Consider the following 15,150-nt stretch of genomic DNA (forward strand, 5'->3'; position numbering starts at 1 on the left):
GTGTCTTAAAGTCATCACACATATAGAGACAAACAAAAGTCCCTTTCGATTCGTTTGAATCAAAAGGGACCTGTTCTCATTCCGCAAACGTTTTACTCCGGAACATAAATGCCGTGATGAGATAGAAGGCGATGATATGAAGGGCGACATAGAAGATGGAGAAGCCCATCGTGGCATCCATCGCTTTCATGAATTCTGGATTCACATCATAAATAGAAAGGTCTGTATGCAAGAAGACGATCCATTTTGCGAGTTCAGGTTTCCAGGCAACGAGAAGACCACCGATAATACTTGAAGCGAAGTTCGCGAGCACCGTGAAACCGATGACGACGCCGACTGATTTGAAGACGACCGAGAACATGAGCGTCAAGAAGATGATGAAGATCGGTCCGCTCACACTGATGAGAATAGGGCGAACGACGTCCCATGTGACAGAGCCGTCTAACGTGAGTGAGAACCCGAACGCGACGACTAAAATAAAGACGAATTGGAGCAACATGACGAGAACGGCCATGACGAGTTTTGAGAGCAAGATGCGGTCTCGGGAATACGGACTCATCAAAAGATGCTTCAACGTATCAAATTTCAACTCATTCCCGACCATCTCGGCCGTGAAGACGATAGTAAAGATGCTGAGGAAGGCGATGGCGCCCATCGTTGAGAATTCAAAGAACGACGCAGCTTCCGGTGACCCATCTCCGCTCGCCAATACGGCATAGACGATGAGGATGATCGCGGTGTATACACCTAAGGCGACGTAAGGCTTAATCGTGCGGCGCCACTTCATCCATTCATTGCTGAGTAATGAACGCATTGTTCGTACCTCCTTCTTTTTTCGTCAATTTCAAGAATTGTTCTTCAAGCGATTCGTGTTTCATGCCAATCTGGTAGACGGCGATGTCACGCTCGATCAACTGTTTCAATAAGACGGGGATATCCGTCTCCTGACGTGGCACGATGAACGACTCGGCAGACTGTTGAATGATTTTCACATCATCGAAGGCGAGAGCGGCGACATCGAGCGCATCGCTCATCTGTTCTTTCGCGACTTTACAGAGGATGACGCTATCGGCTTTCGTCTGTCCGTCTTCCACTGATTTGATTTGTCCTTGGTCAATGATGGCGAAGCGATCCGTGATCAATTCCATCTCGCTCAACAAATGACTTGAAATGAGAATGGCAATTCCGCGATGGTCGGCGAGGTGGCGTAAGTAATTTCGAAGGTCGGCAATCCCGGCTGGGTCGAGACCGTTCGTCGGCTCATCAAGGATGAGTACTTTTGGATTATGCAACAAAGCACGGGCAATCCCGAGGCGTTGTTTCATCCCGAGCGAATACTGTTTCACTTTCATATCGAGCTTTCCATCGAGTCCGACGAGCGCACCAAGTGCGTTCAAATCGACTTTCTTTAAGTTCGGGATCAAGTTCATGGCATGAATCAAGTTCTCACGACCGGTCATGTACGGATAGAACGCCGGATTTTCGACGATGGCTCCGATTCGGCTGAGTGCCTCTTGGCGGTTGTTCGCGACGTCATACCCATCGACCGTCACGGTTCCATGTGTTGCAGGCATAAGGCCCGTGATGATTCGAATGGTCGTCGTCTTCCCAGCACCGTTTGGCCCGAGGAAACCGAAAATTTCACCTGGGACGACATCAAAGCTGACATTCGTCAATACCGTTGCTTTTCCCATCTTCTTATGGACATTTTGTACGGATAACATGTGGTCACCTAGCTTTCTTTTTTGAGTGATAGTGTTCTTCCTACACCCCCTTCTACGGGCTTGTTTGAAATAAGGTTTCATCTTTTTTTGAAATGTTTGAAACAAACCCGCTGAGACACAATTTATCGATAAGCAAAACTTATCGAAATAGTATGGACGAATTGTGAATTTGTAAGGGTCTTTCTAGCATGAAAGGTGTAGTATGAAGTTGAGCGTAAGAGGCAAGATTTGGTTTTGTTCACTAGGGTAAGAGAAGAGTGAACTGCTTCGGGCTACATGTTAAAATGAAAGCGTTCACAGATTGGACGTTTAGGAATGGATAAGGGGGATTTATTCAATGGGAGAGTCGTCGAATGTTCACGAGAAATCGCAAGCATTTTATGGTCCTAACTTAGGCTACATCATTGAACTGTACGAGCAATATTTGGAAGACCCGTCATCGGTCGATGAGGAGACACGTCGTTACTTCGACGAGAACGGAGCACCAGAATCATCACCGACAGAAGTACCGGTCTCGGGTCCGTCGTTTGACTTAGAGAAAGTCGTTTCGGCGACACGTCTCGTCAACGATATCCGTGCGTTCGGTCATAAGGCGGCGGATATTTATCCGTTGAAAGACCATCCGCGTGAACAGGAATTGTTCGAACTGTCTCGTTATGATTTGACAGAAGAAGATTTAAAACAAATTCCGGCCCGTCTTCTTTCGGACGATGCACCAAAACCAAATGCGAGTGCCCTTGAGTTATTCCGTCACTTGCTTGACGTCTATACAGGAACGGTTGCAATCGAACTCCGTCACTTAGATGATATGGAAGAGAAGAAGTGGATTCGCCGTCAAGTCGAACAAGGCGCATTGAAACAAACCTTCTCAAAAGAAGAAAAAATCGAATTGTTCAAACGTCTAGCTGAGACAGAACTGTTTGAATCATTCCTGCATAAAACGTATGTCGGACAGAAACGCTTCTCCATCGAAGGATTGGATGCGATGGTGCCGTTACTCGACGCCATGGTCGGGGGACTCATCTCGAGCGGATCTGAACACATCAATATCGGGATGGCACACCGTGGACGTCTGAACGTACTCGCTCACGTACTCGGCAAGCCATACGAGATGATTTTTGCGGAGTTCCAGCATGCACCGAACAAAGAATTGATTCCGTCTGAAGGGTCAATCGGCATCAACTTTGGTTGGTCAGGCGACGTGAAATATCACCTTGGACTTGATCGTAAAGTCGTCGAACAACAAAAAGAAGTACGTCTCAACTTGGCGAACAACCCGAGTCACCTTGAATTCGTCGGATCTGTCGTCGAAGGGTACACACGTGCCGCACAAGATGATCGTTCTGAAAAAGGATCGGCTGTCCAGCAGGATGATTTGGCAGCTTCAATCTTGATTCATGGAGATGCGGCGTTCCCGGGACAAGGAATTGTAGCGGAGACGCTCAACATGACGAACTTGACGGGGTATCGTACGGGTGGAACGGTTCACGTCATTGCCAACAACACCATCGGTTTCACGACGGACCCGAATGATTCACGTTCGACGCGTTACGCGAGTGATATCGCCAAAGGTTATGAGATTCCAGTCTTCCACGTGAATGCAGACGACCCGGAAGCATGTGTCGCCGTCGCAAAATTGATCAGTGAGTATCGTGCCAAGTTCCATAAAGACATCTTGGTCGATTTGATTGGGTATCGTCGTTACGGTCACAACGAAATGGACGAACCGATGAATACGAACCCGGTTCTTTATAAAGCGATCAAAGGACATCAATCTGTCCGTCACGTATATGCCGAGCAACTCGAGGCAGAAGGCGTCATGACAAAAGATGAGAAAGCACAAATCGAGCAAAAGATTGAAGAAGAACTTAAAGCAGCGCGTGACCTCGTTCCTTCTGAAGAAGAGGATGCTGACATCGTCTTGCCGGACGCGGTTTATAAAGGATTCCCGAAAGTCGATACGAGCGTGGAACTCGAACTCCTCACGCAATTGAATGAAGAGTTGCTTGACTGGCCAGAAGGATTCGGTGTTTTCCACAAACTTCAAAAAGTACTCGACCGTCGCCGTGACGCTTTTGGTGAAGGTGGGAAGATTGACTGGGGTCATGCGGAAACGCTCGCCTTCGCTTCGATTCTTTCAGACGGTACGCCGGTTCGCTTGAGCGGTCAAGATTCGGAGCGCGGAACGTTCGCCCAACGGAACATCATGTTGAACGATGTCGAGTCAGGGAAGAAGTTCTCGCCACTCCATCAGCTGTCGACGGCAAAAGCTTCGTTCTCTGTCTACAACAGCCCGCTTTCAGAAGGATCAGTTCTTGGATTTGAATACGGGTATAACGTATTCGCCCAAGACACGCTCGTATTGTGGGAAGCCCAATACGGTGACTTTGCGAACTCGGCGCAAGTCATGTTCGACCAGTTCATCTCGGCAGGTCGTGCGAAATGGGGTCAAAAATCAGGGCTTGTCATGCTCTTGCCACACGGTTACGAAGGACAAGGACCAGAGCACTCGAGTGCACGGATGGAGCGTTACTTGACGCTTGCCGGTGAGAAAAACTGGACAGTCGCAAACCTTTCATCTGCGGCACAATACTTCCATATTCTCCGTCGCCAAGCTGAGATGCTCGGCAAAGAAGAGATTCGTCCGATGATCATCATGACACCGAAGAGTCTACTTCGTCATCCGCTTGCGACGTCACCAATCGAGGCGTTCACGGAAGAGAGCTTCAAACCAATCGTTGAACAGCCAGGTCTCGGTGAGAACGCAGAGAAAGTCGAACGTCTCGTCTTCTGCACAGGGAAGATGGCGATCGACCTCGCGGAAGCGGTCGGCAAGTCAGAAGAGTCACTCGACTTCTTACACATCATCCGGGTCGAAGAAATCTATCCATTCCCGGTACGTGAGATTCGTGACGTCATCAGCCGTTATCCGAACGCACGCGAAATCGTCTGGGTACAAGAAGAACCGAAAAACATGGGAGCTTGGACATACATCGAGCCTCGTCTTGAAGCGGTCACAACGAACCGACTCGACGTTCGTTACATCGGTCGTCGCCGTCGTTCGAGCCCGGCTGAAGGAAATCCGACAGCGCATAAACAAGAACAAGCACGCATCATCCGTGAAGCACTTTCTCGCGACGTCGTCTCGAGCGGTGCAGGCACGAGCACATACCAAAAAGATCGTAAATAAGTTAAGGGGGAACTCATTGTGGTCGAAATTAAAGTACCTGAATTAGCAGAATCCATTACGGAAGGAACGGTCGCGACATGGCTCAAACAGCCAGGCGACCAAGTCGAAAAAGGGGAAGCCATCGTCGAGCTCGAGACGGATAAAGTCAATATCGAAGTCCCAGCTGACGAAGCGGGTGTGTTAGAAGAACAACTTGCCGGAGAAGGGGATACGGTTCAAGTTGGCGACGTCATCGCACGTCTCGGTTCAGGTTCTGGTGGCGGAACGGCTGTCGCGACGAAGACGAAGACAGAAAACGCGACAGAAACAAAGACAGAAGCGCCGACTGAGAAGAAAACGGAGTCTGTTGAAGAAGGCAAGAAAGTAGAGAAACGCGAAGAGCACGTTGCGAGCCCAGGTAAAGGACCAATCGCAACACCTGCTGCACGCAAGCTCGCTCGTGAGAAAGGGATCGACCTCTCAGCTGTTCAAACGAACGATCCGATGGGGCGTATCAATGTTCATGACGTTTCAAAACATGAAGACAAACCAGCTGTGAAAGAGCAAAAACCAGCTGCTGCAGCACCTGCACCACAACCAGCTCCAAGTGGGAAAGAAGAAGAGCGCATCAAGATGACACGTCGTCGTCAAACGATTGCCAACCGTCTCGTAGAAGTGCAACAGACGGCAGCAATGCTCACGACGTTTAACGAAATCGATATGTCTGCGGTCATGGCACTTCGTAAACGTCGCCAAGAGAAGTTCGTGAAAGACAATGATGTCAAACTCGGCTTCATGTCATTCTTCACGAAAGCAGCGGTCGCGGCTCTTAAGCGCATGCCTTACTTGAACGCTGAAATCCAAGGAAATGAAATCGTCTTGAAGAAGTACTACGATATCGGGATTGCCGTATCGGCGCCAGACGGTCTCGTCGTCCCTGTCGTCCGTGAAGCGGATCGTAAAAACTTTGGTGAAATCGAGAAAGACATCCTTCACCTTGCGGATAAAGCACGTAACAATAAGCTTGGTTTGAGTGACCTCACTGGTGGTACGTTCACGATCACAAACGGTGGCGTGTTCGGTTCACTTCTTTCAACACCAATCTTGAATGGACCACAAGTTGCTATCCTTGGAATGCACTCGATTCAACTCCGCCCAGTCGCAATCGACGCGGACACGATGGAAAACCGTCCGATGATGTATGTCGCACTCTCATATGACCACCGAATCGTAGATGGTCGTGAGGCTGTAACATTCCTCAAGCACATCAAAGAGATGATTGAAGATCCAGAACAATTGTTGTTCGAAGCATAAGATGTAGAGAAAGTACCCGCTCCGATATCAGGAGGCGGGTACTTTTTTGTTTAAGGTCATGACGAAAAACCTTTTATTGGGATTTTTAGTAAGGTATATATGTTATCCTTGATGGAGAGAATCACTAAAAGGGCGTGAATGGTAAATGAAATGGAAAAAATGGTTTCCTTGGATGGGACTTGTCTTAGTTATAGTAATCGTTGCTACATATGCATTCTATCAGTATTGGATGGGACCGAATCAAAGTGAGCTTGACCGGGACAATTTGACGGAAGAAGAGTATGAACGAGCGCTTGAATTGATTGCCATCATTAAAGAAGAAGACCCGCTCGGCCGACGTCAAAACGTGACGCGCCGGATTGACCCGCAGGAGACGACGGGACTCGTCTTTGACGACGCGAAAAAATTGAATAAAGGGAATCTTGTCGACGTGATGCATCTGATGACACACCAAAAGATTTTGGCAACGGAAAAAGCGGGCGCAATCCCGATGACGCATGACAATCTGAAAGAGGTCCGCGACTATTTAGAGTTGCTGCGCGATAAAAATAAAATTAAAAGCGAAGACTACCTACAACTCGGTCGAATCATCGAACGATGGGAACAAGCCATCTTTGATGAGATTGACAAAGAGCAAGATTTTCTTCTAGAGGAGATGTACGCCGTCATCGGATTCTCGAACGGACTCGCAACACGTGCAGAAGAAGAGTTGTTCATTTTAAACAACTTCGGTGAGGAATACGTGTATACGATGGACCTGGAGCCGATGCCCGAAGAGGAAGAACAGAAGGAAGACGTGAATACGGAAACCGAAGAGTAAACAAAAAGGAGTTCATGATGAACTCCTTTTTGTATGGGTGCCAGTAATCATTCAAACGACTCATGGAATGAAAGCTGTTGCTTCCCGTTCGCCTTGGACCGATATAAGGCGTCGTCCGCTCGTTCGATGGCGACATGTGGAGGTTCTGTTGGCGACCAAATCGATGCGCCGATGCTTGCCCCGACCTTCACTGAAACGAGGTCGAGCATCACAGGTTGTGAGAGCGTAGCAATAATGGATGTACCGATTTCATGAATACCCTGAATCGAACGCCCATGTCTCGGGAACATCAGGAAAAATTCGTCTCCGCTCAAGCGGACCGGATACACCTCATCAATCGTAAGTGTTCGTAGCCGCTGTGCGACTTCGACTAACAATTCATCCCCGACCGCGTGACCGTATGTATCGTTTACCGCCTTGAACCCATCGAGGTCGATATAAAAGAAAACGTACGGTTCTTTCGAAGCGTGCAATTGATTCAACTGTTCACGTAAGGCGACACGGTTAGAGAGACCGGTCAGCGCGTCACGGTTCGCAAGGAGCTCAAAGTGCACCCGTTCCGATTCTGATTCTGTGAGGGATGTGACGAGCGATTCCAGTGCGAATGCGAGGGACTCAATCTCTTCGATTCCGGATTGATGCGGGAATGTATTGGCTTTTCCTTGCTCCATGAGCGAAGCCGTTTCAGTAATTCGTTTCAACGGTCTCGTCACGACGGAAGCGAGTAACCAACCGAGGACGGCCGTCACAAGTGATGCGAAGAGACCAATCCATAGAATCCTCGTTTCTAGCGCTTCGACCGGTGCGAACGCAACGGATGCCGGTTGACGGACGACGACGCGCCAACCTAGTCCAGGATATTCATCATACCCTTCCCCAATCGACATCCCCGTCAGATAGTCCTGTCCATCCTCCCATTCTTTCACGGAAGCTCCTTCCGTAAACGACACAGGGAGTGGTTTTCCGACTAGATCGTTTGGGCCGAGGAGCACCACGTTGTCTCGTTCACTAACGACGAACAAATCCGTATCATCGACTTGTTCATGGAGCGTCCGATTGAAATGTCCGAGTACTTCTTTTCCCCATGCCCAACTCAAGTGAGTGGCAAGCACCCCTTGAAATGTCCCGTCTTGAAATAAAGGGACACTGATATCGACGAATTGGAGCGGTTCTCCCGTCGGATTCGGTAACAGTTCAGCTAATAGGACCGCCTCGTGGACGTCACCAATAAAAGGAGCTTCTTTCGCTTCGAGATACACGGGGCGCTCGGCGATGGATGCCTCTTCGAGTATGCCGTTCGTGGAAGCAACGACAGTCCCTTCCGCATCCGTGACACCCATCCAAGAGAATGCCGGAATGTTCGATTGGACTTGATCGAGCAGTCGTCGTGTCGCGTCCGGGTCCCCTAAATCGAGACCTTGCAAGAGTTGGACTTCTTGATAGCGTGACCACATATAAAAGTCGAGTTTGTCCGCCAATTGATGTGATGTTGTCGAAAGACGTTCCCCGATTTCTTGTTCGAGTGAATCAGATGCCCGATGACTGATCAGGGATGTGAGTGCAATTGTCAGTAAAAAGACGAGTGTGGCAATGCTGAGCGCCAAAATGAGTCCGAGGCGCATCGTAAAAGACTTGATCATGCGAGTAAAACCTCCTAAAGCTTGAAATGAAGACAATTATGAAAAACGAGTCGAACACATGATAGGTGAAAGAGCTTCCGCTATAATGAAAGACGAGTCGAAAAATAAATAGAGGTGAAGAAAATGAAAAAGAATCAATGGTTGGTCATCACAACCGTCGTTGCGGTCGCATTGATTGCATTGGTGTTCGTCTTGCTCAATCAAGATGAGCCGACAACGGCCGACCGAGGCGATCACGTGTCAATCGAGGGACAACCGACACTCGGAGACTCGGACGCGAAAGTATCGGTTGTCGAGTTCGGAGATTATAAATGTCCATCATGTAAACAGTGGGGCGAAACGATCTATCCGCAACTGAAAGCGGATTATCTCGACAAGGAAGATGTCAGCTTCAGCTATATTAACGTCTTGTTCCACGGACAAGAATCGATTTTGGCATCCCTCGCTTCCGAGTCGGTGTACGAGCAAGACCCTGAATCGTTCTGGAAGTTCCATAAAGCGCTCTATGACGCGCAACCGGCTTCACAACAACACGACAACGCATGGGTGACAGTCGAGAAGTTGAAAGAAATCGCAGGTGAGACGACATCGGTCGACTTGGCACAACTTGAACAAGACCTTGGCGAAAACTCGACCGTGCTCGAAAAAGTCAGTACGGACGACGGGCTTGTGAAAGAGAACGGTGTTCAATTCACACCTTCGATCATGATCAACGGTGTGATGCTCGAGGACCCGTTCGACTACGAACAAATCCAACAGTTGATCGAGCAGGATTTATAAGATGAAATCATTTTTCGAAAAATATGGATTGTATCTCTCTTGGCTCGTCGCGTTGATGGCGACACTCGGGAGTCTCTATTTCAGTGAGATTCGAGAGTTTGTGCCATGTGAGCTTTGCTGGATTCAACGCATCTTTATGTATCCGCTGACGATTATCCTAGGGATTGCCGTCTTCACGGAAGATCGGGCGGTACGAAAATATGTGTTACCGCTTACTATCATAGGCGGTATTGTTTCACTTTACCATTACTTGGTACAAAAAGTGCCAGGATTTGCTGAAATTCAGCCTTGTGCACAAGGTGTTCCGTGCAGCGGTCAATACATCAACTGGTTCGGATTCATCACGATTCCGTTCCTCGCATTGACGGCTTTCACGCTCATCACCATCCTCATGTGGAATGTCAAAAAGCGATAAGGAGTTGGAACGTGTGAAGAAATGGTGGATCGGTAGTTTGATGACGATGCTCATCGTCCTAGCAGGATGCGGACAAGAAATCGAGGACCCGCTCAACTGGGAAGTCGAATCGTTCGAATACATGAACCAAGAAGAAGAGATGGTCAGTCTCGACGATTTAAAAGGGAAAGTGTGGATGGCAGACTTCGTCTTCACAAGCTGTGAGACGGTCTGCCCGCCGATGACGTACAACATGACGAAGCTGAATGAAGCGCTCGAAGAAGAGGGCGTCGAAGACGTGCAATTCGTCTCGTTCAGTGTCGACCCGACCGTGGACACTCCGGAGAAGATGAAAGAATTCATGAGCGGTTATGACCTTGCGAAAGCGGATTGGCAATTCTTGTCGGGCTACTCACAAGACGAAATCGAAACGTTCGCGCAAGAGAACTTTAAAGCGCTCGTCCGGAAGCCTGAAGAAGGTACACAAGTCGACCATGCTACGTACTTCTATTTGGTCGACCAGGAAGGCAAAATCATCAAAGCGTATCCTGGTTTCCAAGACGTCCCGACAGAAGACATCATCAACGACATTAAAATCTTACAAAAGTCTTAACAGAAGACCTGTCCCACCAAAGCAGTGGGGCAGGTCTTTTTGAATGATGAAACCTGCTATACTTGAGGGACTAGATCGATTTTCCTTGAAAAGGAGTGAACGGGATGAAAGACGTCTTGATTCAATACATGAAACGTTTTAAGGATTTGAGTGACGACGAGTGTGAGCGGTTAGTAGCGGATGTGCCGATTGCCACGTTTCCGAAAGGGACAACTCTATTGCATCAAGGAGACGTCCCGACTAAATGCTATTTCGTACTGAGTGGTTGCATTCGTCAATATAAAGTCGACGAAGACGGGAACGAGCACACTGTCGATTTCATCACGGAAGAACAGAGTATCACCATATTGACGAAACATCATACAGATGGACGATCACCGTATTCGTTAGCGTGTATAGAGGAATGTTGTCTCGTCGTTGGAGACCTTGCGACAGAGCAGGAGCAATACGAGATGAATCCTGTCCTTGAAGCGATGACGCGTGACATGATGCAAGAAGACATGGGGACGATGCGCGATGAGTTCGCCTCGTTCATGTCGTCCACACCGGAAGAAAGGTATCAGGCCATGATGGAGAAGAGACCCGACTTGGTTCATCGGGTCCCACAGTATCAATTGGCGAGCTATCTCGGCATTACACCGGAGTCACTCAGTCGGATCAAGAAGCGGGCGACGCGTCACCTGCGGATTGTCGAGTGATATCATGTGTAGGAAGTATTCTTCCTTTCACGATCAACCATACGGCAAAGGCCAATTCGCCGACGAACATCGGGAGCATGAGAGTGAGCTCAAGTAAAGTCGTCATGCTTTCAAGCGTGGGGAATTGGTAAAGGGCATGAACAATCGTATAACTGAAACCGGCGACGACGAGTAAGATGCCAATCGTTCTTGGAATGAAATGGGTCCGCATCGCAACCCATCCGACTGCGATGAGGTGAAGACCGAACACGATCAAGCCAAGCGACCAAAAGGTTTCAAATGACGTGACCGTTTCGTACACTTGTCTAGCTGAAGCAGATGTGTGGAGAAGACGCTCGGCTTCAACGAGGCGTAAAACAGCGAAGGCGAGAATGAGCGTATAAATAAAGCGAAGTGTCCCGACGAGTAAGGCGAATGTGGCACGGAACGGTTTGAAGAAACGGTATAATCCGTAGGCGACAATCAGGTCTAGCACGACAATGATACCCCAGCCGATGATGCCGAAACGGAACAGTGTCGGATGACTAAGTAAGTGTTCATACGTCGTTATCGCCTGATTTTCAATGACGAGTGATTGGTAGACGTACCCTTGCGCGAAAAAGGCAACGAGTGCCATGAGGACGAGAGCGATCCCGGACCAAAGCGCGGCACGTCGTTGTGAACGGACAGATGAATGGTTCATGAGAAAAACTCCTTTCGAATGATCTTTTCTCCATCATAAAAGGGTGAGAGCGGGTTCACATTGACTTAAGTCAAGAGCACGGCATTTTTTTGAAAGATAAGTGAATCTGCATACTAACCGATATAAGATTTGGAAATGCACGATATAATCAATGCAACGAACTTGTAGAAAAGAGGATCTAGATGAAAAAGACGATGTTGCTCTCATTAGTCGGAATGGCGGCCGTCACCGGAACGATTCTGACGCAGTACAAACCACTCGGACGAAAACCGAAATCAATTCAATCCCCGAACCAGGTCAACGGGAAATTCCGTAATCAATATGAGACACCGATGAACTTTTCCGCAGAGGACATGGTATCGATGGCTCGTGACTATCGTGATGTGACGTCGCTTCGTAAGCCGAGTGAACGGCTACCAATCGTGCCTATCGATTTCGAGGAGAAGACGGGTTCGAGTTTCACGAGAATTTACTGGCTCGGTCATTCGGCGCTCATGGTACAAATGGACGGGAAGACGATGCTCGTCGACCCGATGTTCGGACGCAGCCCATCGCCGCTCCCATTTGCTAAAAATGAGCGTTTCAGTGAAGATTTACCGTTCGACCTCGAAGACTTGCCTGAGATTGATGTCGTCTTGTTGACGCATGACCATTACGATCACCTCGATTATGGGACAATCCTTGCGATTAAAGACAAGGTCGCCATGTTCATCGTGCCGCTAGGGGTAGGGAGTCATTTGAAACGATGGGGTGTCGGCGCAGAGCGAATCGTGGAACGAGATTGGAACGAGTCATATACGTTCGGGAATTGGACGTTTGTATGTACGCCGGCACGTCACTTCTCCGGCCGCTCGTTGACGGACCGCAACAGCACGTTATGGGCGTCATGGGTCGTCCTCGGCGAGACAGACCGGCTCTTCTTCAGCGGGGACAGCGGCTACGCGCCGCACTTTAAGATGATTGGCGAACAGTACGGACCGTTCGATTTCGCCGCACTCGAATGCGGACAATATGACGTGCGCTGGCCAGACGTCCACATGCAGCCGGAAGAGACGGCACAGGCGTTTCACGATTTACGCGCCGATCAAATGATGCCGATTCATTGGGGTGCGTTCACCCTGTCGTTCCACGATTGGTTTGACCCGGCGGAACAGATGACGTCTCTCTTACCGAAAGAAGTCGTCCTCACTCCAAAGATCGGAGAGCGCATTACGCTCGACGGTCGGAATGATACGACGACGTGGTGGCGAGAGCTTCAAGACGCAAACAAGCGATGACCGATGTCATCGCTTGTTTTTATTAAGAAGAAATCTTCTCAGTAGCGTCTTCTTCGATATGCAGTTTATGTTTACGTGTATAGACGAGGAACGCTGCGGTCATCGCAATCGAACTGATTCCGAACAAGACGACCATGAGCTGAAGTCCGATCAAATCAAGGAAGAACCCTGTCACGAGTAAGACGATTTGGAAGATGATCCGGTCGAGCATGTTACGGAATGAGAAGAAGCGCCCGTGATATTCTTTTGGCATCCGTGTCTGGAAAATCGTGACCGCCGTCGGGAAGAAGCAACCAACCGAGAAGCCGAATACGACGAACGCCGCGATCGACATGAACGGGATGTCTGCGAAATACAGCATCAGTTGCGCGACACCGATCAAAAACGAGAACGAGAATAAAATCGAGAACGCCGAGAATTTTTCGCCGATCCGTTTGATCATGAAGGCACCTGTCATGAAGGCGAGTCCTTCGGCCGTATAAATCCATCCTTTGATTGCCGTCGAATCCTGCAACTCACTGATGTTGATGACGAGCAAGTTGAATCCCCCGATAAAGAGTAACGGGATGAGCGTCATGACGAGTGTCATGAAGATGACCGGGATTGATTTGATGATTGGAAAGACATCTTTGAAGCCACTCGACGCCTTCGCATCGATCTTTTTCGCCGACGGTGTCTTCGATTCATCTAGCTTTAAGAAGAGCGTCGCAACCGCAAGCAACAGATAGGCGACGAGCGAGAGCGCATAGACGTTACGGAGCGAAATCAGTGTCAACAAGACACCGGCAATCGCCGTCCCGATGACGCGTGATAACGTCGAAACGTTCATATGGACACCGTTCAAGGCGAGAAGTTCCCGTTCCTTTACGATGAGCGGAATCGCTGCTTGTAGGGCAGGGAAGTAAAAAGCCGCCGACCCTTGTAAAATGATCAAAAAGACGACCATCCACACGACCGAATTCGTCTCGATGGCAACGAACATGAAGAGCACGCTGAGCGCTCGGACGATGCTTGAGATGAGCATGATGTTTTTCTTAGAGCCTTGGTCGGTGAGGCGTCCTGCGAGCGGACCGATGGCGACCCCGGCGAGTAAGCCGATAGCGAGAATGACCGCCTTCACAAAGTCAGAGGGGACGCGGTCTTGCATGAATTCCAAATTGCCAATGATGCCGAGCCATAAACCAAGACCGGCGACGAATTCGCCCGTCAAGATGATCCAGACGTTCCGATTTTTCCACATAGATGTAGTCCTCGATTCTTATATGCTAATCACTATTATCAAGTAGTAGGGTGGAGAATACCACAAAAAAGAAGCCGAATGTCGGCTTCTTCATCAATCAAATATCACAGTTGTCGTCGGTGCACGTCGCACCGTTCGAAAGGACTTGGATCGTCGGGTTGTTCTCAGACCAGACTTTTTCGAGCACTTGCGTGAACGCTTCCGTCGGTTGAGCACCAGACACTCCGTATTTGTTATCGAATACGAAGAACGGTACACCTGTGATGCCGAGGTCGCTTGCGCGCTTCTCTTCGGCACGAACGTCTTCCGTATACACGTCAGTCGTCAAGACGTCACGGACAGCGTCATGGTCAAGACCGACACTTGTTGCGATCTCGAGCAGGACATCGTGGTTCCCGATGTGCTTAGCATCGACGAAGTAAGCCTGAAGCAACGCTTCCGACAATTCTTTTTCTTTCCCGACCGTCTTCGCATAATGCGTCAAACGATGCGAGTCGAGTGTACCTGTGACGACCATGTTCTCAAAGTCGTAATCGAGTCCGACTTCGCGGGCTTGTGCCGCGACTTGAGCCGTCGTCCCTTTTGCCTGCTCGATCGGCATACGGTATTTCGTTGCGAGTGCCTCATAAATGGTACGTGAATCGTTCGTTGGCGCGTTCGGGTCGAGCTCGAAACTCTTGAATTCGACTTCCACTTGGTCCGCTTGTGAGAACTGTTCGAGCGCCTCTTCTAAGCGACGCTTCCCGATATAGCAAAACGGGCAGACATAATCTGACCATACTTCAATTTTCATCATGAA

At 49.1% G+C, this 15,150-nt stretch carries 14 protein-coding genes; 8 read left to right on the forward strand and 6 right to left on the reverse strand.

Annotation, left to right across the window (positions count from 1 at the left end; genetic code table 11):
* Positions 1–76: 76 nt before the first annotated feature.
* A complete protein-coding gene (locus KNO75_RS00615; RefSeq protein WP_214819276.1) occupies positions 77–814 on the reverse strand; it encodes an ABC transporter permease in 738 nt (245 codons plus the stop codon).
* Entirely contained in the window at positions 792–1,724 is a 933-nt protein-coding gene (locus tag KNO75_RS00620; protein ID WP_214696054.1) for an ABC transporter ATP-binding protein, read from the reverse strand. The genes KNO75_RS00615 and KNO75_RS00620 overlap by 23 nt, the downstream gene beginning before the upstream one ends.
* A gap of 337 nt (positions 1,725–2,061) precedes the next feature.
* Between KNO75_RS00620 and KNO75_RS00625 the strand changes: the two genes are divergently transcribed.
* The 3 genes from KNO75_RS00625 (at position 2,062) to KNO75_RS00635 (ending at position 7,027) form a co-directional block, all read left to right on the forward strand.
* Positions 2,062–4,914 carry a 2-oxoglutarate dehydrogenase E1 component gene (locus tag KNO75_RS00625; RefSeq protein ID WP_214819278.1) on the forward strand — a complete coding sequence of 951 codons (2,853 nt, stop codon included), beginning with the start codon at positions 2,062–2,064 and terminating at the stop codon, positions 4,912–4,914.
* An 18-nt stretch (positions 4,915–4,932) separates the two neighbouring features.
* On the forward strand, positions 4,933–6,207 hold the full coding sequence (odhB, locus tag KNO75_RS00630) for a 2-oxoglutarate dehydrogenase complex dihydrolipoyllysine-residue succinyltransferase (RefSeq protein ID WP_214819280.1): 1,275 nt from the start codon (positions 4,933–4,935) through the stop codon (positions 6,205–6,207).
* Between the two features lie 145 nt (positions 6,208–6,352).
* Positions 6,353–7,027 (forward strand): DUF6241 domain-containing protein, encoded by a 675-nt coding sequence (locus KNO75_RS00635; RefSeq protein WP_214819282.1) that lies wholly within the window; start codon positions 6,353–6,355, stop codon positions 7,025–7,027.
* 47 nt (positions 7,028–7,074) lie between these two features.
* Here KNO75_RS00635 and KNO75_RS00640 read toward each other — a convergent pair whose 3' ends face one another.
* Entirely contained in the window at positions 7,075–8,667 is a 1,593-nt protein-coding gene (locus tag KNO75_RS00640; protein ID WP_214819284.1) for a diguanylate cyclase domain-containing protein, read from the reverse strand.
* Positions 8,668–8,790: 123 nt separating this feature from the next.
* Here KNO75_RS00640 and KNO75_RS00645 point away from each other — a divergent pair, with 123 nt between their 5' ends.
* From KNO75_RS00645 to KNO75_RS00660, 4 genes are all read left to right on the forward strand, one after another.
* Positions 8,791–9,447 (forward strand): DsbA family protein, encoded by a 657-nt coding sequence (locus tag KNO75_RS00645; protein ID WP_214819287.1) that lies wholly within the window; start codon positions 8,791–8,793, stop codon positions 9,445–9,447.
* 1 nt (position 9,448) lies between these two features.
* A complete protein-coding gene (locus tag KNO75_RS00650) occupies positions 9,449–9,862 on the forward strand; it encodes a disulfide oxidoreductase (protein ID WP_214819289.1) in 414 nt (137 codons plus the stop codon).
* Between the two features lie 4 nt (positions 9,863–9,866).
* Positions 9,867–10,454 carry an SCO family protein gene (locus KNO75_RS00655; protein WP_483297993.1) on the forward strand — a complete coding sequence of 196 codons (588 nt, stop codon included), beginning with the start codon at positions 9,867–9,869 and terminating at the stop codon, positions 10,452–10,454.
* Positions 10,455–10,558: 104 nt separating this feature from the next.
* The gene (locus tag KNO75_RS00660; protein ID WP_214819291.1) at positions 10,559–11,152 is read left to right on the forward strand and encodes a Crp/Fnr family transcriptional regulator; all 594 of its coding nucleotides are present in this window, start codon (positions 10,559–10,561) and stop codon (positions 11,150–11,152) included.
* Here the strand turns inward: KNO75_RS00660 and KNO75_RS00665 are convergent.
* Positions 11,112–11,834 (reverse strand): DUF4386 domain-containing protein, encoded by a 723-nt coding sequence (locus tag KNO75_RS00665; protein WP_214819293.1) that lies wholly within the window; start codon positions 11,832–11,834, stop codon positions 11,112–11,114. The genes KNO75_RS00660 and KNO75_RS00665 overlap by 41 nt on opposite strands.
* A gap of 182 nt (positions 11,835–12,016) precedes the next feature.
* On the opposite strand from KNO75_RS00665, the gene KNO75_RS00670 reads away from it, so the two are divergent.
* The gene (locus KNO75_RS00670) at positions 12,017–13,111 is read left to right on the forward strand and encodes an MBL fold metallo-hydrolase (RefSeq protein WP_214819295.1); all 1,095 of its coding nucleotides are present in this window, start codon (positions 12,017–12,019) and stop codon (positions 13,109–13,111) included.
* Between the two features lie 22 nt (positions 13,112–13,133).
* Here KNO75_RS00670 and KNO75_RS00675 read toward each other — a convergent pair whose 3' ends face one another.
* On the reverse strand, positions 13,134–14,351 hold the full coding sequence (locus KNO75_RS00675) for an MFS transporter (RefSeq protein ID WP_214819297.1): 1,218 nt from the start codon (positions 14,349–14,351) through the stop codon (positions 13,134–13,136).
* Positions 14,352–14,448: 97 nt separating this feature from the next.
* Complete coding sequence (locus KNO75_RS00680; RefSeq protein WP_214819299.1) at positions 14,449–15,144, reverse strand: DsbA family oxidoreductase; 696 nt, start codon at positions 15,142–15,144, stop codon at positions 14,449–14,451.
* Positions 15,145–15,150: the final 6 nt, after the last annotated feature.

The organism is Exiguobacterium sp. s35 (assembly GCF_018617535.1).
Taxonomy (GTDB): Bacteria; Bacillota; Bacilli; order Exiguobacteriales; family Exiguobacteriaceae; genus Exiguobacterium; species Exiguobacterium aestuarii.